Origin of the sequence: Legionella sp. km535 (assembly GCF_003990085.1) — a bacterium.
GTDB classification, from domain to species: Bacteria; Pseudomonadota; Gammaproteobacteria; order Legionellales; family Legionellaceae; genus Legionella; species Legionella moravica.
Window position 1 is genome coordinate 90,715 of the sequence record NZ_RZGU01000005.1, and the last position, 22,691, is coordinate 113,405.

Below are 22,691 nucleotides of genomic sequence, written 5' to 3' on the forward strand. Positions count from 1 at the left end.
GCACATGCGGTTTCTATCCAATAAATATCCTGAAAAAACAGCACTTATCGAGGGAGAGTTAAGCTGTTCTTTTGCGCAATTACGCAATGAAATAAAGCATCAGGCACTGCAAATGCAACAATTACCCAAGGGCATACTGTTGCTTACCGCTAGCCACAGTATCCAGTTTGTTATTCAACTTCTCGCTGCATTCGCGATTGAGAAACCTGTAGCCCTTATTCCAAATGCCTTAACAGAACAGGAACTGCACAGCAGACTGGCTATTCTGGATACTGCAATGACAGTGGACAGCCAAGGGAATTTATTGGCATTTTATGAAAATAAAACGACCCAACATCATCCGGAATTAGCGTTAATCCTGTTTACATCTGGCACAACAGGCCAGGTAAAAGCAGTCCAATTGTCCGCTAAAAATATTGAAGCAAATTGTCTGGCGATTATTAAGGCACTGAACTGTTCCCAAATTGAAAGTCAATTGCTCTTTTTACCTCTTTCCTATTCTTATGGATTATTAGGCCAACTAATGCCAGGTTTACTGTGCGGTATCACTACCCGGCTGATAGCACAATTTACAGACATAAAAAATATACTTGAAGACGGCCCCATTCCTCAAATGTGGAGTGGAGTCCCGTCTCATTGGGTAGCCATCAGTAAAATGGCCTCTCTTTATCCAGAAAATACCGACCAAATTGCCGCAATTGTTTCTGCGGGTGCTCCCCTGCCTATAACTTTACGAAAGGAACTAAGAAACACATTTCCCCAAGCCATCTTGTACAACAATTATGGTTTAACTGAAGCATCACCAAGAGTCCTCACTTATTCAAGTCAGGATCCCCTTTTTTTTGAACCTTATGCTGGTTATCCAGTAGGAGACTGGCAAATAAAGGTATCCGAAGATCACGAATTAATCATTCAAGGCAGCCAGATGATGTTAGGTTATCTGGGGGAAGAAAAAAATGAAAAGATACACAATGGTTGGCTGCACACTGGAGACATCGCCGAAATACTTCCCAACGGATTGGTCGCAATCAAAGGACGGCATGATGCTCAAGTGAACATTGGCGGGGAAAAGGTGAATTTGACTGAAATAGAACAAAAATTGTGTCAAATGGATGGGATTAAAGAAGTCATTGTGTTACCTATAGAGGATGAGCTTTATGGCACTCGATTAATCGCGTGTTTCGAACGAGGTACTCTCCCCGCCAATCGGACGGAGCAACAGCTCACTGAGCGCATTCAGCAGCATCTACTTCCCAAAAAAGTACCCATTAACGCATGTATTCTGGACTATTTACCACGAAATCCTCACGGTAAACCGGACAGAAAAGCATTGCTAGCAAACAAAATGATTTTTGATCATAAGGAATCACACCATGTTGAGCGATAGAATTCAAAACGCTTTTGAACGAATTGGCCTGGGGAATCTTCCGCAAGACCAGCATGCACCTCTCGAACAAGGCGGGCTGGATAGCTTGATGCTGGCCTTGTTAATTCTGGAACTGGAGCGTGAGTTTCAAATTAAAATCCCGGTTATCCCCTTGGTAAAAGAACATTATGAAACCAGAGCAAGCATAGAACAACACCTCACCAATCTGGGGGCAAAATGAATCTTTTAATTACCGGAGGTTCATCAGAAATTGCCCAGGCTATAGCCAAAAGACGTATTCAAATGGGCGATACCATCATTATAACTTCCTCTAATGAACAGAAACTGAAGCAGACCCTGGAACACTATGAAGCTCAAAAAATGGATGTAACGGGCTTTGTTTATGATTTTGCTCGTCCAGAAGAATGTGAAAAAGAATTAGATCGTGTAATTCAGCAACCGATTGATGGATTAATTCTTAATGCCTTCACCCGAGTCACTCAACTACGCAAATTGCATGCACTGCCTTACACTGCAGTGCGTAATTACATTGACACGAATATCAATGGCAACATATGGCTGATCCAAAAAGTCATTTCGTCCATGTTAATTAATAAATTGGGACGATTGGTTCTTGTTTCAAGTTTGTCATCGATAACTGGAACAAGCCGTTATCCTGCTTATTGTGCAGCAAAAGCGGCTCTGGAAGGACTGTTCTTAAACTTAGCTGTAGATTACAGCACAAAAAATATATTATCCAATATACTGCGAGTGGGCTTGATTAAAACGTCACGAACAGAACAGTTCTGGAAAAATCCGGCCTATCAGGAAAAAGTATCAAAAATTATTCCACAAGGAACCATGGGAGAGCCGGCTCAAGTTGCAGAAGCAATGGATCCGCTTCTTTCCCTGACTTCGTTCATGACCGGTTCAGTGGTTACCGTAAGCGGCGGATTGCCTTTGATGAGTTCAGAGGGGGTATTGTCATAATGAATTTTTTTCGTGCAGAAAAACCCATATACCTTAAAGGTCCATACGTTGCCCTGCCTGAGCGAGTAATGAGCAATCAGGATGTGCTAAATTGGATGAACAGTACTCAAAACCCGGCCTTGATTGGATTTTCCACCGGAATCAGAAATCGACGCTGGGTCAATGCAGAACAAGCCTGTAGTGATTTGGCGGTAAGTGCTGCTGAGCGGTTGTTCTCTGAAAAACCTGATGAAAAAAATAAAATAACCCAGGTTATTCTTGCAACCATCTCCGGGGATTATATAGCACCGCCTACAAGCCCCCTGATTCAATATCGGCTAGGATTAGAACACGCAGGAGCTTTTGATGTAGGCGCCGCTTGCGCAGGTTTTGTCGTAGGTTTGCATACCAGTGCCGCTCTTGCCCAAGCCAGTTCAGGAGCCGTATTACTCATAGCCAGCGAAATTCGCTCCAAGTTCTTAAATAAGAATAATTTTGCCACCAGCGTTCTGTTTGGAGATGGTGCCGCGGCTTGTAGTATTTCCCAGGACGTAAAAGACGCTGAATTTCGTTTTCTTGCTTCAGCATTATTTGCGGATGGTGAGGTCAGTGATACCGTTTCAACACCCGCAGGGGGATCACGCTTGCCGGCAGCCTTGTGTACCAATCCGGATCAATTCCATATCACCATACGTGAAAGTACCGCCCTGTTTGTGAAAGCCGTTCATGGAATGGTTGATAGCGCCCAAATGTTTCTGAAAGAACTGGCACTGAGTCCAACAGATATCGATTGGCTGGTACCTCATCAAGGCAATAAAAATCTGGTTCTGTCGGTTGCGAAACAATTGGGTTTTCCTTTTGAACGAGTCATCAAGACTGTTGAGGAAACAGGTAATACATCCGGAGCAAGCGTAGGAATAGCCCTCGATGATTTACGAGTCAATTCGCCGATACAATCTGGAGAAAAAGTACTTCTGGTCGCCGCCGGAGGAGGAGGAATTGCGGCATGCGCATTACTCGAAGTTGTTTAGACCATTGAATCCATTCTATTTCATCATGCTTCATCAGCAATTCATCATCCAGAATAGCGCGTCATCCCGAGCATCATAAGAAAGCGCTTCATCCAGGCACGAAACGAGCTATATACAGCTTTGTTTCGCGCTGTCATTTTATTGTTGCGTAAAATCGAATAAATTTTTATAGGTATGAAATTTCATTGCATCTTCTTCAGAAACCGGAATCTGGTAGTCTTCGCTCAATATCGCCAACAATTCTACAATTTTCAAAGAATCTAATTGCAAATCCTCTATTAGTGCCGTGTCATCATTAATCTCGTCTGCTTTCGCCCCGGATAATTTACAAACAATTTCTTTTAATTGTGCGTCTGTTATTTTCATAATGTCCTCTTAATTTGAAGGCGACTCGTCGCGAATCGCCAAATAATACCATGCGGCTAATGAAGCTAATCCCAATACCAGTAATATTATAGCCAAAGAAAACTGCCCGAACCCTTTAAATGCAGCAATCCCGCCGCTAGTAAAGGCGGCACTCAAATCCTGCATGCTGGCATACAATGCCCCTGCCGTTCCAGCCATGTTCGGAAATGGATGAAAAGCGCCTGCAAAGGCGTTAATAAACGTAAAGCCAACTCCTGTGCTAAACAGTGCTACAGGGATCATGATCCCCAAAACATGGGTTACTCCTGCCACAGTAAGCAAGAACAGACTTAATCCGCCAATAATCATCAACAGCACTCCGGTAAGTACCATGTAAGAGATGCCTTTAAGCATCACTAACTGACTGTTTATGATACCACTCACACAAATGGCTCCTGCAATAAAAAAGGTCAATTGCCCAAATTCCAGTGGACTTAAGCCTAATCTGTCCTGAAATAAAAAAGGACCAATCGTAAGATATGAAACCAATCCAGCACAAGCAAAGCAGGCACAGAGAGTATAGCCTAAAAAGACTTTGTTGCTTATCAAGGTACGATAATTAGCCCCCATGACCTTTAATTTCGTTGCATCAGGATTAAGATTTTTGTTGGTTTCTGGAAGAGTTATGAGTGCCATGCTCCATACGGCAATGCCAAATACAATTAAAAATAAAAAATTAGCTCTCCACCCGGCATGCTCCTGGATGTATCCGCCTAATGTGGGAGATGCGACCATGATAAACACGCTCACTATCCCAACGTAAGAACCGATTTTTGCCAACAGTCGGTCAGTAAACAAATCACGGATTAACGATCGTCCAACGGAATTACAGCATCCAATACCAAAACCCTGTAACAGGCGCCCCCAAATTAAGACCGTAGTCGACGGTGCCATAAAACAAAAAATACTGCCAATAATACTCAAACCCACACCGAACATCAGTGGCGGTTTTCGTCCTATTCGATCCGATAAAGGTCCATAGAACACATGGGAAATACTCAAACCCAACATAAAAAAAGTCAGGGTTAATTGTAGCGTTGCTTCACTACTCTGAAAAAATTGAGTCATCGCTGGTAAGGAAGGAACATACTGATCCATAGTCATTTGCATCAATGCCATCATAAATAAAATGGTACAAATCAAGACTGGTTTTATATTGTGAGCATTCTTTTTTTGGTGCATCAATTGTCCTTTAAGTGGCATTTCATTATTAATGAAAAATCTGTTTTACAAAGTTCTAGCCTTGCAGTTACTTTAAACAGATAAATGAATAAATATCAATATCATGAATTGGATTGACCACAATCTGTTGACCTTATAAAAGCGAAGATCCACTCCAAAAAACCAAACATAATGCTCCATTATTGCATAGATTGGCTCTTTATGCGCTACATCCCTATTTTTTCCCCTCAAAATCAAATTTGGTTCTATTGGACGGCTGGAACAACTATGTATTAATAACAAGCCTGTTTGCTCGCAAACAGGACTTTACCAACACCATTTGAGCTTCGATATTGAGAAGTTAAAACAGCATGATCCTGTTTGCAAGTAAACAGAATCATGGTTTATCAAGCTTCTAAATCAAAGCTTATAGTTGGGGCATAAAATCCTGGTTGCGAGCAACCAGGCTTAACTGCGCTTTGGTTCTTGCTCACCGACATTATGGAGCAACTATGTCTCAGCATCCGGTAGCTGCCATTGTATCAATATAAGCCGAATTCCCGAGGCGAAGACCGCGGGATCTAATACTTCAATGCCACCATCATGGATCCCGCGGTCATCGCCGCGGGATTTCGATTGAGATGTGAGCATTTTTTAGTGGGTGAGATCGTGCAACCTGCACCTAATCGTATTGAACAGCCGGATTTGAGTGCAGGTTGGACTCTCTTAATGACAAAAAAAGCGGAGTGTACATCAAGTACATGAGCATTTTTTTGGCGTTAAAAACGTTCAAGATGCGCCAAATACATGCTTACCTTTTTGAACAGCCGGATTTGAGTGCAGGTTGGACTTTCTTAATGACAAAAAAAACGGAGTGTACATCAGGTACATGAGCATTTTTTTGGCGTTAAGAAAGTTCAAGATGCGCCAAATACGGCTGTTCAAACTCGTTGCGGACGATGCCCTCGCGTAACTCCTCCGGCAAAAACCCAGCCGTCTGAGCATCCCACATGGATTTATACAGCCCATTTTGCGCGATTAATTCTTCATGCGTCCCATCTTCTACTATGACTCCTTTATCGAAAACGAGGATTCTATCCATGTTGAGAAGCGTTGATAATCTGTGCGCTACGACTATGGTTGTTTTATCTTCACAGAGAGGCTTTAGGGATTCTTGAATGTATTCTTCGGTTAGTGAATCGAGTTGGGATGTTGCTTCATCGAGAACGAGGATTGATGTATGGTGGAGGAATGCTCGTGCTATAGCTATTCTTTGTCTTTGCCCTCCGGATAGTTTAGTGCCTCTTTCTCCTACCATGGTATCGAAGCCTTTGGACAAATTTTGAATGAAATCAATGCAATTGGCCATATATGAGGCGTTGAAGACGTCTTCTTGTGATGAGTCCTCTTTTCCGTATTTAATGTTTTCGAGTAGGGTGCGATGAAATAAATGAGTATCTTGCGGGATCATACTGATTGCTTTTCTGAGGGAATATTGAGTGACTTGGCTGATGTCTTGATCATCGATCAGTATTGTTCCGCTTTGTATGTCGAAATAACGCAGCAATAAATTAATAAACGTCGTTTTACCGCTACCTGAATAACCGACCAGCCCTACTTTTTGTTTTGCTGGAATGACCAGTGATTTGTTATTAAATAACTTGAGACCCTCTTTATGATGAAAGGTAACCTGTTCAAAGCGAATTTCCCCTTGGGTAATTTTTAATTCTTTTGCGTCGGGCTTATCCTTTACTTCTATGGGTAATGATAAAAGAGCCAAGGCCTGCTTCACGATTCCGATTTCAATAAAGAGATCGGATAAGGCATTACTCAAATTCCACATTTGATTCATGATGGCAAATGAGGTGGTGAAGATAAAAACCAAATCGCCTGTACTGATTAATTGTTTTTGCCAAAAAGTGACTACAGAATATATCATGAGAGCGAGCATAATGCTTACTGGTATATCAACCAGAAGCCGAAATAAATTGATGAACAAGACCAGTCGCTTATTACTCTGAATTTCCTTATTTTGAGTATTCCAGATGTACTTTTTTTCGTATTCATTTTGAGCGAATAATTTCACCGTATTAATGTTGCTTAAAGAGTCTACAATTTTGCCATTCAATTCACTTTTATCTTCGGAATTGTGCTTGGCTAATTTATTTATATGCTTCGCGGAATACAAACTGATTATGAGTTGGACCACTATCCAGGTTAACAGGATTAATGCGAACCATGTATTGATGGTTAACATAAAAATCATTGAAACGATTATTGCTGCAAAGGTAGTCAGAACATTCCAGGAAATAATTTTACGAATCGCTTCTATTGAACGCGGCAAATCGCTGATTTTGTTGGCCAGATTACCTGCTAGCTGATTTGAAAAAAAATGATGCGAGTGCTGGATTAAATAGCCATATACTGTCATACGGATATTGGCTTGTAATCTCGGTACAATATAAGCCTGCCACCAATTCTGTAATCGCAAAATCAGCACGAAACCGAACCAGGCTCCTCCTCCTAACCACAATGCTGGAGCAATTTCCTGGAAAATGGTTGCTCGCCCCCCTTGATGATTCGAGATCCCATCAACGATCATTTTCAGGGAATAAGGAATAACATTACTTTCCAATATCATGGCTACAGGCGCTATAAAAAAGAGCAAGTAAGTCCAGGGGCTTTGTTTTATGAAGTGCCAAACAAAGTGATGAATCTTATTAGGTAATTGGTATAAGTCAGACATATTCACATCCTTGTAAAAAATCTGGTACCTCTATACATACCATATCAAAGGCTGGCTGAAAGAGTAAGCTTTTTCCTTTCAACAATGGCATAAAGAATCATAAATCGACACAAAAAACATCAACTGTACTATTATTATTCTATATGGATTATTTACACCTTCACATAGTATTGGGAATAGATCTATGTTCGTAATAAGGCAACTGATGATTCTGACTCTTCTGATGATATCCCTACGAAGCGATGCAGATAATTTAACAAATCCTTATATGTTCCCTGTAAAAATTAACATGCAGGAGTGCATTAATGCCAATATGAACGATTGTCTTAAATCCATATGCATGGCTTCTCCTGCGTCATGTCGAACGCAATGTACACTAAACTCAGCTGATAAATGCAAAAAAATGGCTGGTCAGACGATTTATCAAGACTAAGGCAAGCATAACCATAATATAGAGATGCATGAAGCCAGACCTATAAACCAGACCGTTGATCGCAAAGAAGCTAAATCCATTAAATACAGAATGTTATAAATGACCCGGGATATGATATAAACTACGGCTAAAATTTGAATGCCTGAAGTCACATGGTTGGTGGCAAGAGCGGTCAGGGCAGCTGTTGAGAATACCGCTAAAGATTCAAAACAATTTTGATGAGCTGCCAATGCTCTGGCACCAAAACCTTCCAGTTTCGCCTGCTGCTCTCGAGGATAATTATTATCATAACCTCCCGCTTTTTGCATCGCATAACCAACAGGGATTTTAGCCAAATAAGGCAGAATAACGGCAATAATCAAGCAAACGATCAAGGTAGTCATAATGGTCTTCTTCCTGAACAAAAAGGGATAACCCCAAAAGCAACATCATAACGATTTTAAGGTTCTTGTTCAATTTATCAATTATGGCCTAGAATAAAGAAAAAACGAAACGCCTGAATTGTTTTAATTGTGTACTATTCAGATTATCAGGGATTGATGGAGAACAAAAGTGAATGACATTAGCCGAGGTGCGATCAGGGTCAAGGGGTTTCAGGATGCTGAAATGGATTTTCAACTCATCCGACAATTAGGAGCCAGCACATACAGAGCATCATCTGTTGGTGAATGCCTGACTATAGCTCATCAGATACCGGATGGATCTCCCGAGGACTGGGTAAAGGAATTTGAGCGTCTGGCAGAGTGGCAAAAAAAAGATGGGATGGAACGGTTAGTAAAAAATCATATCATCAGTGGCAGAGAGCAACTGTTTAAAGCTTCCAACTCATACCGTGCAGCAGAATATTATTCTCCATGCTCATCAGAACATCACCGACGTTTGGGTTTGAACTCAGCAGATTGTTTTTGTACTGCAATCTCCAATATGGATCTTCATTTTGAAAATCATTCCATTCCCTATAAAGGGATTAATCTTCCCGCGTATTTCATTTCTCCGGATAACGATGGGGTAAAACGACATACCCTGATGATAGTCAGTGGATTTGATGGAACTTTGGAAGAAGAATTCTTAATGCGTGGTTTGGCGGCTGTAGAGCGAGGGTACAACGTCATTCATTTTGCTGGACCAGGTCAAATGGATGTTTTTAGAAAATACCCGGCGACCTTTTTTGAGCCTGATTATGAGCACGTAGTGAAACGAGTTATTGATTATTTTGAATCGCGTCACGAAATTAATAGAAACACCCTGGCGTTGATGGGTATTAGCTTTGGTGGTTATTTTGCTACCCGTGCGGCCAGCCATGAACCCCGAATTAAAGCCCTTATTGCCAATTCGCCTATTCTTGATTTGCATGCCTATATGTGTTCCTTTGTTACGATGGATCCGTGCAAAATGCCGGATTCAGATGATTTTGGCATCGATGATCTTCAATCTATTCCCAATGAAGTAATGCCTCCGCAACTTAAAGCACAATCAGAACAGCTCATCAGACGTTTTGGACAAAAAACGTTTAAACAAACCTTTGACTATTTGAAACAATTTACCGTAGGAGATTCGTTAACTCAGCTCAGTATTCCTTGTCTGGCTCTATTAGGTAAGAGTGAAGGGAATGAACCAGAACAGCAATTTAAGGAGTTTTGTGCCCTGACTGAAGCCGCTCAACATGTGTTCAGCGATTTTGAAGGGGCAGGCGGTCATTGTCAGGTCGGAAATATCTCATACGCCAATGCCGTAGTTTATGATTGGCTTGATGATTTCGTATAAGACCCTCATCAGCTTTATACGAGTAATTGAGTTCGTTTACTCCTGCTTCAACACGAGGATCTCTTCTGCTATGATGATTTTACTGAACCAGGCTCCGCCTTTTCTCAGTTCATAGAACCTGAAATCAACTATTGAATCGTAGTAAGAGGCAGGCATAGAATCAATTCAACAGACGAATTCAGGTTAACACTAAAGGAATTAGTACCATGATACCCGAAGAGATAAAGAAAAAACCCAAAGGCCATATCGTTTTGTCTTCACATCCTGCAGGGCATACCGCTGCACCATTAAAAATCAGATGGGGTGAAGCCAATCCGAAAGAAAGAGGGCCCGTTGTCGCCTCATTGACCAATATTAAAAACAGAAACGTCATAGGAACTCATTCGGGATCTTATTCTGTATACCGAGCACTTGCTGTCGCCGCGGGAGTACTCGATCCGGAACACGTACCCGATCTAACCGATACCACTCCACCTGTAACAATAGGGCCTCATAAACAATGGAGTGAACCGGGAAAAATTATCTCGCTTGACCCCTGGGGTCATATGGTGGCTACCGTTTTTGAGGATGAAATTAAAGCAGGTTACGACATTAGGCCTACTATTGCAGTAACCAAGGCCCATATCAACATCCCTGAATTACACACCGCAATTCAAAAAGGCCGGCTAAAACCGGATGGCAAGATATTAAGCGAATCCGGTGATGTAGTGGTAACGAAAGCGGCGGTAGAACCAGTCTGGTATTTGCCTGGTATTGCCGAACGCTTCCAGATTTCAGAATCATTATTACGCCGAACCTTATTCGAGCAAACTGCAGGTATGTTCCCGGAATTAATCACGCGCAGTGATCTGGATGTCTTCCTTCCTCCAATTGGCGGTTTAACGGCTTATTTTTTTGGGGATGTAACCACAATTCATGATCCCAAAATTGAATTAACCTGCCGTATTCATGATGAATGTAATGGTTCCGATGTGTTCGGATCAGACATATGCACTTGCAGACCCTATCTGACTCATGGTATCGAATTATGCATCGAATCGGCCCAAAGAGGTGGAGCAGGACTCATTGTATATAATCGCAAAGAAGGAAGAGCCTTGGGCGAGGTCACCAAGTTTCTGGTGTATAACGCGCGCAAACGACAAAAAGGCGGAGATACGGCAGCCAAATATTTTGAACGGACTGAATGCGTCGCAGGGGCACAGGACATGCGTTTTCAGGAGTTAATGTCTGATTTTATTCATTGGTTGGGAATCACTAAAATTCACCGCTTTGTGTCCATGTCCAACATGAAATATGAAGCATTGAATAAAGCAGGAATAGACATTGTTGAACGGATTAAAATACCCAATGATCTCATTCCACCAGATGCCAATGTTGAAATGGATGCCAAACGAGCAGCAGGCTACTACTCACCTGACGGCATTATTGATATTAATGAATTAGCTCTTCCTAAGGGGCGCAGTCTTCATGAATAACGAAGCACAACAACTAGATAACATTCTGGAAACATTGAACGATCCTGCAACCATTCGAATTCAGGCTCATCGTCTGCTGGCTTTGGCAAAACAGGATCAACTGGATTTTTTTACTGTAAATCCTGAAAAAATGATGCCCACCGCGTCCTATATCATTGATGTGATAATGGAGAATTACCCCGATTTACAAGTGCCCTATCACAGCAGATGGCGCCATTTTGAAGCCGGAGGAACAGACCGAATTAGTGTTCTGCTTAACCAGCTAAGTCATCTTCCTTCGGATGAACTTGGAAAAATACTCTTTGAGCTGGTCATAATCAGTGTTTTTCTGGATGCTGGCGCTGGTCCGTTATGGCGCTATAAAGAAAAACTGACCGATGAAGAATACACTCGTTCTGAGGGTCTTGCCCTGGCAAGTTTATCCTTGTATCAGAGTGGTGTGTTCAGCAATCACCCAGAAACACCCTATCGTGTCGATGCAGACCGTTTAATCGCATTTAAAGAACAGGATTTACTGGATTGTTTTCAAGTATCAGCAAATAATCCGCTTGAGGGTGTTTCAGGAAGAGTGGCATTACTCAACAGACTAGGAACACTATTAAAAGAACACCCCCAATATTTTGATCAATACGGAAGGCTTGGCGATTTTTATTTGCATGTCAATTCACTGAAAACATCACAGAACGTTTCGGCAAAAATTCTTTTTCAAGCCGTACTAAATGCCTTTAAGGATGTTTGGCCCATCAGATTATCATTAAACGGCATTTCTCTGGGCGATGTTTGGATGCATCAAGCACTAAAATCGAATGAACCCGGTTCTGAATACATCCCCTTCCATAAATTATCTCAATGGCTAACCTACTCACTGATTGAACCGCTGGAACATGCCGGTATCCAGGTAACCGATTTAGAGTCACTTACTGGTTTGCCTGAGTACAGAAATGGGGGCTTACTCATTGACTCAGAGCTTCTGAATGTTAAAAATAAAGAGTTACTAACAAAGCCACAAGATCCCGGATCAGAGGCAATTGTCGAATGGAGGGCTTTAACCGTAGCTCTGTTGGATGAACTGGCTGACCTGATCAGAAAGCAATTACATCTGGATGTTCATGCTCTGCCTCTGGCAAAAATTCTTCAGGGAGGCACCTGGGAGGCTGGTCGACGTATTGCTAAAGAAAAACGAATTCATGGGACACCCCCCATACAAATCATCAGTGATGGCACCGTTTTTTAATAAGGAATGTTCATGGACACAAAAAAAATAGTTGTAATAAATCACCCTTTGGTTCAACACAAGCTCACGATTATGCGAAAATCAGAGACCAGCACCGTCAAATTTCGCACTCTAATGCATGAAATCAGCATGCTTCTGGCGTATGAAGTAACTCGCGATCTGGAAATTGAATATGAGGAAATAACCACCCCGATTACAACGATGCAATCCCCGGTTTTAAAAGGGAAGAAGATGGTGTTTGTATCCATACTACGTGCCGGAAATGGTCTTCTGGATGGTATGTTACAACTTGTTCCTACAGCGCGAATTGGGCATATTGGTCTTTATAGAGATCCTAAAACGCTTGAACCTATTGAATACTATTTTAAACTCCCGGAACACACTCAGGATCGTGACGTTATTGTCGTGGATCCCATGCTTGCCACTGGAAATTCTGCTATTGCTGCAGTGCGAGAAATTAAGGCCATCAATCCAAAATCCATAAAATTCCTTTGCTTGCTTGCGTCTCCGGAAGGACTATCATCATTCCATGAAGAGCACCCGGATGTTCCTGTATTTACGGCATCTATAGATAAACAATTAAATGAAAAAGGATATATAGTACCTGGTCTGGGCGATGCCGGTGACAGGCTCTATGGAACCAAGCTTTCTGACTAGAAGCTGTTGATAATGGTTCCATCACCTCTAATTGGTGCGGCTTGTTCTTAAGGGATACGCACTGATTATAAACGCACATTCATTAATCTTAATTTGCAATTACTATAAGGTTGTCTTCTCCGCGAAAGCGGGAAGCCACCCTGATAAAATAATCGTACCGATGCATCTATCTGAATGCTCTTCCCTGGCTGTTTCAAAAGAGAACCCGTTTATACGCTGTATGTAATAACTCGATACAGGAGCTAACTATGTCAGATTTGGATTCCAGAGAAGTCAGCATAATCAATGCAATTCAGCGCAATTATCAACACCAGCTTCACAATCAAATGCTCACACATTACGGTGTCTATTTAGATCAATCAGAATATCCTGAAAAAATTTATTCATGGATAGAAATAATAGGAGAAACGCGTTTATTAGCTGAACATTATCTGGATACTCTCATTCATCAACTAACCCCTTCCACAACTGCATCATTAATCAATGAATCTTCAGGTTTCTGGTTTTACATCAATAAAGCCAAACTCATCATTCCAGAGTCTGTCAGGAACTTTGTTTCTGATTTAAGTTTTGAGACGAGCGATTACACCTTGTTTAATTCAGTTACCTCTGAATTATTTTCCTTATCTCTGGGAAACTCTATTACGGAGGTTTTATTCGACTATTTCAAAACTCAATTTAGCGGCAATCAACAGGAAGCTCAAAAACAATTTACCAACATCCTGGATCAACAAAAGGAATTATCCGAATTAATCAAATACGAATGCAAACACATTTCGATTGAACTCATTAAACTGTTTCATTTCAGAGAAATGCTGCTTCTGGGAAAAATCAGTCGAGCAACCATGGAACCGGATGTACGTGCCGAATTTATCCGAAGAGCACGTCTTAAAGATAAATCACCCGATACAATTAATTTTGCAATTGAATTCTATTTTGCTCGAGAGCTGAGCACCATATTTAATAAGGGATTTCAATCGCTTTATCAGGTTCATGATAGTGAAATACGATCAGAGCTTCAATCACCGTTCATTAAATGGATTAATCAACTATCCGAATCGGATAAAGTCAGACACGCTTTTACACAAGAAATTCAATTAAAGTTCATGATCATTTCTCGAGATTTTTTACTGGAGCAGATGAATCAGCTGGGCTTTCTGGCAAAGCATGCTCTCGTTTTTTCTCTAATAACCGGACTAATCGTTGCTACCGTTCTTGCAGTAACCATCACACTAACCCTTGGGGCAGCATTTTTATGGAGTATAGGTGCTCTGACTTCAGTAGGATTTCTACTTGCCAGTATAGGCGCCTATTTTCTAATTAATTCTCTTGATTTCATTACTTATAAACGTAACTCGGATAACAGAAATCAGATTCATCGCGCAATCAGCATGATCAATAATGAATACCTGCGCTTAAAAAAAGAATTAATTCAAAGCAAGGAAACCTCCGCTGAAGTGATTGAGCGTACACGTGATTTCAAACACATCAATCAAAAATTTCTCTACGCTTTCGAGGGGCATAAAGTCGCAAGAGGCTCAGTATCTGGCTGGTTGAGAGAATATGCTTCGCGTTACCGACACAGTAAAGCCGTGGAAATCGATCTGGGGCATGAATACAAGGAATTAATTATTCAGAGTAAAAAACAAACAGAACATCTGATTCACTCAATCAATAACAAGGAATCCCGTGTATTGAATCACTGGATTGCAGGAACCCAATCGTATTTAAGCAAAATCCAGCATGCTGATGTCATTAAAGAATTTGAATTAATTCAAAAAATCAAAGAACAAGTATTAGAAGTCATAGGCCTTACTTACTATTCTCCTCCCAAATTGCTTGATTTCTATTGTGCTCCTTTATCTCAAGGGGGCTTAGGGGGAAATGAATCGGATTTTTCCCACATCAGACGATTCGCCCCAATCAAAGCAAACCCTAACGAATACGCAAATCCTTATGATTATTTATGCTCTACTGCCCTTAATTTATTTAAAAAATACGAACCACGTAACACCTCAGAGCTTATATTTTCAGGTGATCCAGAATACCGTCAAATGTTAGGGATTTCTCGCGGTGATTATGGGATCTCGATAACTGCAGATAACATCAATGCCTATCTTAATAATTCCTATGCCTTTTTACTGTCCTTATGCAATAAAATATCTCCAGGCTTAGGACTTGATCCCTTACAACAATCCGCCAGGGTCAAAGATGAATTTATCCTATATCGAATGTTATTATTAAAGCAGCTGTCTACTCTTTGCCTGGCTGAAAATAAGGAAGTGAATACCGAAATCAAATTGAAAATAAAACGATTTATTAAAAATCGATTCCATCTCGATCCTGATGTTATTTTTGATGACCTTACCAATCAACGCTTCTTATTGAATAAAGAAGTACAAAATTCTCGAACCTACAAAAACAGCGATCTCTTTTCGGTTACAGACCTTGAGCTGGAAAATATTACTCAGGCAATCACCCTTGATGTGGCCTATAACTCCAATAATTTCAAATTAATCGATATTTTGGATTATTACCTTGATGATTTTTTACACAACAATAGTGATCGCCCCGCTAAAATATTCGCTTACGGTGATACTGAACACGAATTGAATCCACAAGGAACGAAGCAATTTTATAAAATGATGTCCCAATACTGCACTAATACCAGTGCTTTTTTAAATCACTCTCTAACTAATAAAGCATTAACAGCAACTCATATTCTGGAGTGTTATCAATACAATATTTCGCTTCAGGTGTATAAAACCCAATTACGCATTATTAAATGCATCAAAGATTTAAATAAGCCCAACGCTCATTCGGATAATACAGAACAACAAATGAGGTTTCTTCTCAGTACATTCAACCAATTGCATCAATTCGCCAAAGCCCATTGTTGCAAACTTAAAAGTAGTTCACCTTGTACTAAATTGTTTGATCTTGTGTGGAGCAAATTCAATAATCCAGGAAAATCAAACGACTGGATTAAGCATCTGGATTCAGAGGAAGCGATCAAGTATATGATTCATTCCCTACCGGAACAAGTGCAGCTTTCTGCTCCCAAGACCACTATACCCAAGGGATTCTTTAGCCAAAAAAGCACCAATAAATGCACCATAAACGATCACCCTGCTGAGGTTTTAGCGCTAAAATAGCCTGATTCAGTTGGATAAAACGCATACCCCGTATTCGGCTAGCTGCCGTAATACGGGATAATTAGGCATTCAATGAACTCCATCAATCAACGCACTTTACGGCCTGGCATCGAGTCGTGATGATTTAGCTCATCTGAAACACTGATTTGTGTACCCAGGTTACCACCAAAAAAGCCGGGGCGTGCGGGGCGTTTTGCGACAAAATCTTCCATATGAGTTACCACATCCACTGGGCAATCCTTTTCTTTAACATGATCCCTACCTAAGGGAGCGAGCATATTCACTCTTCTGGAAAAATCAAAAGCGGTATCATTAAAATCGCTACTGTCAGGATTTTGGAAATACATTTTGAAATAATGGCTGTTAGTCACCCAGTTAAATGCTGATTTGACTCCATTAAAGGTGCTGTACCATGCTGATTTCAAACTGTGCAGCAAATCCCGACATCCCTTTATGAACCCGTGCGTTATTTGAGACACGTTAGTGCTCCACCAGATTGGACGTAAAATATGTGATTTTACTCGCTGTAAAACAGCCACTATATGTTTATTCGCATCTGCGCTTACTTCCCCGCCAGCACTTAAACCTTGAGTGATACCGTGGATATAAAATCCTTTTCTGGAGAATCCGCTTAACACAGAATAATCAGAGGATATCTGCATACCCGCTAACTGGTTTGATATTTTGGATCGGAGTTTAGGTTGCTGTCCTGTACCAATAGAACCTTTTCTGTCCTGATCGTTGTAATAACAGTGACAATCCAATACTTCTTCGATCAGAGAGGTAATGGTATCCAGCATTTGTTTAGCCGGTAATTGTTCAAAATCGAAATCAGAACTCTCTTCAGGTATCGTCATAAACTCCTTGGTGAGAGCCACTCTGTTCTGATTTCTGATTAAAGAGAGGAATCGCAAATACTGCTTTGCGTCCTCAGCCGGATGTTGTCGCTTAAAGGCATTAAAAATGACCGTTAAATCCGCTTCATTTAAAAATCCTGTAATGCTATCAATAACCTTGATAAATCTGGGATGAAATAAAATAGGAGACATGGTATCCATGATCAATCCTGGCATCTCATTTTTATTCAATTTCTGGCCTACATGATCCACAATATCCTGAACAAAGAGCTGGAATTTATTGATCCGGATATCTAGCGGTTCTATCTGCTGCAATCCTGGGTTTATGGATTTTATGCATGTTAATAATGTCTCTTTAGTCAAAGTCTCAATTCCATATGGAATAACCTGTACCGCCAAAGCATTAATACCCTCCTCCGTACTCAAGGAAGCCATTAATAACTCGTAGTCCTGAGGATTAAACGAGTTCTTTAATAAATCAAGGAACTGATCACTTTTTAATACCGATCTTAAAGTCATTTTAACCCAATCTTTCTGCAACAGCTTCGTAGAAATTTGAGCGTGACGCGCTGGGTTGTGGATATCAGCCTCCACTAAGTGACTACTCTCAGGAACCAATTGATTAATTATATTTAACGCGTTGCTCTTAATTGACTCGTCATCTCCGGCCAATAAATTATCGAGTTTCTTCTGATATTGAACCATCACGTCAAAGAACCTTTTGGAGTTTTGCTCTACGGCAAGAAACTGTTCTTTTTTAGCATCATCTTTAATGAATTGTGCTAACAAAGGAAGTAAATGCCTCAAGCCTATCTGCACAAATTGTTCCCGAAGCTCTTTAGAAATATTATTTAAGGGATTAAGGGTCAAATCACTCACTATAACATTGAGCTCTGATACTGCCAGTTCACCCGCCTGTATTGAAGATTGATAATTCGCTTTTAAATGTTTATTAAACAACTTCAGCATCTTTTCTGGTGTGGGTATCCCCTGCTGGCCACCAATCTGCCGTTCAATTAATTCCCTGGCCACTAGAATCATCATTGGATAATTTTGCTGCACATCACGCTTTAAATTCATCCACTGATCAAAGGGCAACAGCAAAGCAATCGCATCAAGGAATTCATCACTGCTCAAGAAATCGGCAACAGGTCGGTCATACAGATATTGCTCATTAAGACTCCAGGAGGATGGCGCCATCAATTTACCCAACATCAAACGGCTTACGCTTGTTGTGCCAATGTTATGAAGCTCATTACTGACCAATTCAGTAGTGTGCTCCATTTCATCATTCACATTAATTGGTTCAGGCAACGGTTCATCGATTAAATTGGAAAAAATCAGATGAGCCAACTGGCTAGTATTACTTGAGTTCAGAGTCTTTAACTCCTGAAAATGCTCATTAAGACATGTTATTAACCTGGCTTTATTCGATGCTTTGGCCAGCAGTTCTTCACGAAACTCCAATGGATAATGATTGACTAATAAGGGAAGTAGCTTGTTCATGATCACTGCAGTGAGTTTATCAACCACTTCGCCATCAAGACTTTGGAACAACTGACTATGTATCTGCACTTGCAATGCATCAATCTCGTGTTTCAGACTTGTAACGACCTGATCGACAGGCTTAATTTTTTGTTTCTTGAAAAAGGTGCTGAATTCATTAAAAATAAACTCAGGAGATAGTTCGGCACGATTTTGAATAAATTGAGTCATCAAATGCTGTGCAAATACCCTGGCATTTTTGCTTTTACTTAAAACATCCATCACTAAACGCGTATCAGCATAAGTTAAAAACGCAGAAAGATATTTTGCAAGATCGTTTTGTAGAAAAAGAGCCAATTGATTGGTAAAACTAACTTGAAGCTTGGGATCCGCGGCTAAAATAGCGTCAGGCGTATCATTGAACAATGATACTAATCCTTCCATTTTCTTAGGATAATGCACTATATCACTTGCTTGTAAATCACCAAGCCCAGGAATCTGTTGTAAAAAAGTCAGCACAGTTGATTCAAGATGAGAGGAATTATTACCGATTAGTGAATCAAGTAAGGGTAAATGCGCATGTAAATAGTTTAGACTATCAGGACATGTGGATAACGCCTGTGCTACTTTAGCTTTCTTTGCATCAATAACCATATTCATCAACACGGGTTCCAACAACTGCTTTTGGTAAACGCGATACTTGGTAACATCCTCTGTATTCAAAAACTTGACGATATTTTTATTAATATGCGTGGTTATTCCTTGTGATTTTTTACTCATCCATTTTTTAAACTCAAGCGCAGTGGACATATTGCCTATAATTTTTTTAAAACTGGTTCCATTCAGAATTTTTATGTACACATCATCAGGATGTTTGGGATCCCCAGGATCCGATTTTGGTGTTCTATGACCAAACCATGAATGATAAAAAATTTGAAACGCGACAGGAATCCGCTTCACTGTATAATAAATTTCAGCAATAAAATTCAATGTATGGCTTAAAGCACGCAGGAATATCGAGATGCGATAAGGTTGCTTGATATGAGCTATTTCTTTATCAAGTCCTTGCATCGCATAACGAACTACATCGGTCAATTGCGCTCGACTCAATTTGATCTGATGGCTGTTTTTATTATTGATATCGCGCAGCGCATGAGCAATGAATTTTAATACCTGACGCTTTAACCGATCAGGATTAATCGTTTCATCGTCATCCAGATTTGCGTAGACCCAATCAATGATTTGTTGGCTTACTTTAGTGCCCAAAACCTGAATGTATTGATTGTTGTAGTCTTTTTGTGCTTTAAATAATTCAGGGTAATAATCATTTTTTTGCAGATTTCTCAGCTTAAAAACAGTTTTTTGACCCCGTCCCAAACTGTGTATGTAAGAAGGTACTATAGTAGAATCCAATCCTCTATTACGGCCTATGCCCTGAATTTGAGTATCCGGGCTATTCGTACTGCTTAACGTTTCTTCTGCAATATTGATGACGGTATGCAAATTTCTGTCACTAAATCCTTCCGTTTTTTTATTACTGACATAGACACCGACAAAACCCAGGCGAAAATAATTATCAGCAACTTCTTCCGATATATTTAAATAAGAGGGCACAAATACTGACTCAGTAGAGGTATCGTTTAAAATTTCCAAGGAAGTATGTTTGCGCTTCTTGGCGTCTTTATTCAGAACTCCATTATTATCATACAAAGAATAAACATGCCGCTTTAATCCAGCGAATGGTTTTGATTCTGCAATGGGTGTTTCAGCATCCTTCATACCCTGCATCACCCCCATCACCAAATGATGTTCAGCAAAGTCCTCAAACGACCGTGAAAATTGCCATCGATTTCTTTTAATTTTATCGATTAAATGATTATATACAGGCCAGTTATCAATGAAATCAGTTAAATCCTTATTATTTGCAGAAAGGCTTCGGTCAAATTGTTTGTTGATCATGAGCTGCAGCACATCAGACAATTCAGCCAATAAACTGCCTATAGCTCGAGCGCCATCCGGGTCTATTTCTTTCGCGAGTTTTTGTTGGTAATACAATGCGGTTCGTGGTTGAAAACGACTGACAACCAATTGCTGAAAATCGTTCATATTCAATTTGCGCAAACGATTATGTTCTATTTCATCAAGTCCGGTAATGTCAGTGAGCACGTACTCAATCAAGTTATGAAAAATTGTATTTTTAATTTGTTGTGCCAAAGAAGGATTGCCCTGAGTGATGCTCACCTGCCATTCATCAGGTTTTAACGAAGCGTGGTATTCCCTCCTCTTATCCTCCAGATCCTTTTGAATCACTGAAACTTCCGCATCGGGTAAATGAAAGAAATTGGCGACATCCGAACGATCGACCAAATTACCATTGCGATAGACGTCTCGTCTGAAGTACGAATTATTTTGCAGCGAATTACAAAAATTCACTAATGTTTCATTGTCATCAACGATACAAAGCATTTTGCGCGCAGCCGGAACCTGCATTCTCCAACGAGCAGAGGACTCATCTTCTTTATCAAAATGGTAATAAAGCAAATCATCAACCAGAGAAACAGCCGCTGAACTTTGCTCAGGCTGGATGGCATTAGTTAAACGCAATAATAAGCCATTAAACATATTGTTCCAGAACTCAGCCGTCCAAAATTGATAGGTTTTTAATTTATTTCTATCTGTAATATTTCGCGCCTGAAAAGAAACCAGTTTAGGAAACTGCCCTTGCCCTGCTTCCATCTTTTGTCCACTCGACATAATCGCTACTGGTTTATTACCGGAAAGTTTATAAGTCTCCTGATTAGGAGTGGCGGTTAGAAACATGGACAGCTTTTTTTGCGACAGCTCAATCAGCCGAATTCGGCGTCGCTCGGCTTTCATAATTAAATGCTGTTCATCAAATGCCAAAAAAGTATGCTCTGAATCGGCCCCATCGAGATCGTGGTAATGTCGATCAAGAAGATACTCACTGGAGCCGATGATAATCGTTCCCGAAGTATTTTTGTTTTTTAGAGATTTTAAAGCCTTTTCTGCTGCAGGATTATTTTCCTTCTCGCGCAATATAAAAAGAGAGTCAACAAATGAATCGGGTAATAACCGTTTTAAATCCCTGGCAAACTGATGTGCCAATCGATCAGGAACGGCAAAAACACCATTATTACCAGACAAAGCCAAAACGAGCATCCACAATGCCTGAACATAAGTCTTGCCAGAACCGGTTGCCAAAGCGACCAATAAGTTGCTGATCTCTGTTTCACTTTCAATTTTTTCAATAATATGATGAAGAGTAACCAGATGCGTTCGGTACAAATCAATTTTCCCAATACCGCCGATCACCAACTGATTATTTATTGTGTTTGAAACGGCAGGCTCACCACTATCATCAGGAATATGCAGGGTGAATTGTTGGCTGGATAATAAATGAAGAGCGTCCTGATCAGGGTAACTGTTTATTTTTTTTACTTCTGGCATGCTCTTGGCAGCTAATGGTTTTGAAAACTCAACTTTAAGGGTATTGTCTTTTTCTGGCTTTAAAACCAGCTTGTAGTTCACGCCATTGATCAACACGACCTGTTCGTACTGTTTTTCTTTAATGGCCTGCTGACATAACTCAAAAATACTTTTTTTACCACTCTCTGTTGTAAAGGTTCGTGATTTAAAAAAGTCAAGGGCGGCATAAGCTAAATAAACTCCATGGGCAGAAGACAGGAGTTTATTCTTTTCAGCAGGATTAAGTTTCATAATGTATATATAATTTCTCGCAACAACATGCGCAAAATTATACCACAATTTCATTTAAAAACACCCAACTGACTAATGGTAACGCATAAAATTACGCTTCACCTTTGTACATGGTAAAAAACTGTCATGCCCGCGCAGGCAAGACAGTTTTTTTTGTCCTGTACGCAGTCATGCTCGCGCTGGCAAGACAGTTTTTTTATCATGCATAGAGACGA

General features: G+C 40.4%; 14 protein-coding genes. 9 read left to right on the plus strand and 5 right to left on the minus strand.

Going from position 1 to position 22,691, the window contains the following annotated elements:
• Positions 1 to 4: 4 nt before the first annotated feature.
• Genes ELY21_RS04415 through ELY21_RS04430 form a run of 4 tightly spaced genes read left to right on the plus strand, consistent with a single transcriptional unit; the run spans position 5 to position 3,366 of the window.
• Positions 5 to 1,387, plus strand: coding sequence for a class I adenylate-forming enzyme family protein (locus ELY21_RS04415; RefSeq protein WP_127107266.1), 1,383 nt, complete (start codon positions 5 to 7; stop codon positions 1,385 to 1,387).
• Positions 1,374 to 1,607: a phosphopantetheine-binding protein gene (locus ELY21_RS04420; protein ID WP_127107268.1), complete on the plus strand. Its 234-nt coding sequence runs from the start codon at positions 1,374 to 1,376 to the stop codon at positions 1,605 to 1,607. The genes ELY21_RS04415 and ELY21_RS04420 overlap by 14 nt, the downstream gene beginning before the upstream one ends.
• Entirely contained in the window at positions 1,604 to 2,356 is a 753-nt protein-coding gene (locus tag ELY21_RS04425; RefSeq protein ID WP_127107270.1) for an SDR family NAD(P)-dependent oxidoreductase, read from the plus strand. Before ELY21_RS04420 ends, ELY21_RS04425 begins: the two co-directional genes overlap by 4 nt.
• Positions 2,356 to 3,366, plus strand: a complete 1,011-nt coding sequence (locus ELY21_RS04430) for a 3-oxoacyl-ACP synthase III family protein (RefSeq protein WP_127107272.1) — start codon at positions 2,356 to 2,358, stop codon at positions 3,364 to 3,366. Before ELY21_RS04425 ends, ELY21_RS04430 begins: the two co-directional genes overlap by 1 nt.
• A 138-nt stretch (positions 3,367 to 3,504) precedes the next feature.
• On the opposite strand, the gene ELY21_RS04435 is transcribed toward ELY21_RS04430, so the two are convergent.
• The 4 genes from ELY21_RS04435 to ELY21_RS04450 all read right to left on the minus strand — a co-directional run bounded on the left by ELY21_RS04435 (position 3,505) and on the right by ELY21_RS04450 (position 8,494).
• Positions 3,505 to 3,732, minus strand: coding sequence for an acyl carrier protein (locus ELY21_RS04435; protein ID WP_028384110.1), 228 nt, complete (start codon positions 3,730 to 3,732; stop codon positions 3,505 to 3,507).
• Between the two features lie 9 nt (positions 3,733 to 3,741).
• Entirely contained in the window at positions 3,742 to 4,953 is a 1,212-nt protein-coding gene (locus ELY21_RS04440) for a multidrug effflux MFS transporter (RefSeq protein WP_127107274.1), read from the minus strand.
• Between the two features lie 886 nt (positions 4,954 to 5,839).
• Positions 5,840 to 7,678: an ABC transporter ATP-binding protein gene (locus ELY21_RS04445; RefSeq protein WP_199741634.1), complete on the minus strand. Its 1,839-nt coding sequence runs from the start codon at positions 7,676 to 7,678 to the stop codon at positions 5,840 to 5,842.
• 429 nt (positions 7,679 to 8,107) lie between these two features.
• Positions 8,108 to 8,494: an MAPEG family protein gene (locus ELY21_RS04450; RefSeq protein WP_127107279.1), complete on the minus strand. Its 387-nt coding sequence runs from the start codon at positions 8,492 to 8,494 to the stop codon at positions 8,108 to 8,110.
• A gap of 169 nt (positions 8,495 to 8,663) precedes the next feature.
• On the opposite strand from ELY21_RS04450, the gene ELY21_RS04455 reads away from it, so the two are divergent.
• The 5 genes from ELY21_RS04455 (at position 8,664) to ELY21_RS04475 (ending at position 16,396) form a co-directional block, all read left to right on the plus strand.
• Complete coding sequence (locus ELY21_RS04455; protein WP_127107281.1) at positions 8,664 to 9,875, plus strand: alpha/beta hydrolase; 1,212 nt, start codon at positions 8,664 to 8,666, stop codon at positions 9,873 to 9,875.
• Between the two features lie 206 nt (positions 9,876 to 10,081).
• Positions 10,082 to 11,350, plus strand: a complete 1,269-nt coding sequence (locus ELY21_RS04460; protein ID WP_028384353.1) for a GTP cyclohydrolase II — start codon at positions 10,082 to 10,084, stop codon at positions 11,348 to 11,350.
• Positions 11,343 to 12,584 carry a URC4/urg3 family protein gene (locus ELY21_RS04465; protein ID WP_127107283.1) on the plus strand — a complete coding sequence of 414 codons (1,242 nt, stop codon included), beginning with the start codon at positions 11,343 to 11,345 and terminating at the stop codon, positions 12,582 to 12,584. Before ELY21_RS04460 ends, ELY21_RS04465 begins: the two co-directional genes overlap by 8 nt.
• A gap of 12 nt (positions 12,585 to 12,596) precedes the next feature.
• Positions 12,597 to 13,241 (plus strand): uracil phosphoribosyltransferase, encoded by a 645-nt coding sequence (gene upp / locus ELY21_RS04470; protein WP_028384355.1) that lies wholly within the window; start codon positions 12,597 to 12,599, stop codon positions 13,239 to 13,241.
• Between the two features lie 248 nt (positions 13,242 to 13,489).
• Positions 13,490 to 16,396 carry a hypothetical protein gene (locus ELY21_RS04475; protein WP_127107285.1) on the plus strand — a complete coding sequence of 969 codons (2,907 nt, stop codon included), beginning with the start codon at positions 13,490 to 13,492 and terminating at the stop codon, positions 16,394 to 16,396.
• A gap of 86 nt (positions 16,397 to 16,482) precedes the next feature.
• Here ELY21_RS04475 and ELY21_RS04480 read toward each other — a convergent pair whose 3' ends face one another.
• Positions 16,483 to 22,530 (minus strand): DEAD/DEAH box helicase family protein, encoded by a 6,048-nt coding sequence (locus ELY21_RS04480; RefSeq protein ID WP_127107287.1) that lies wholly within the window; start codon positions 22,528 to 22,530, stop codon positions 16,483 to 16,485.
• Between the last annotated feature and the right edge of the window lie 161 nt (positions 22,531 to 22,691).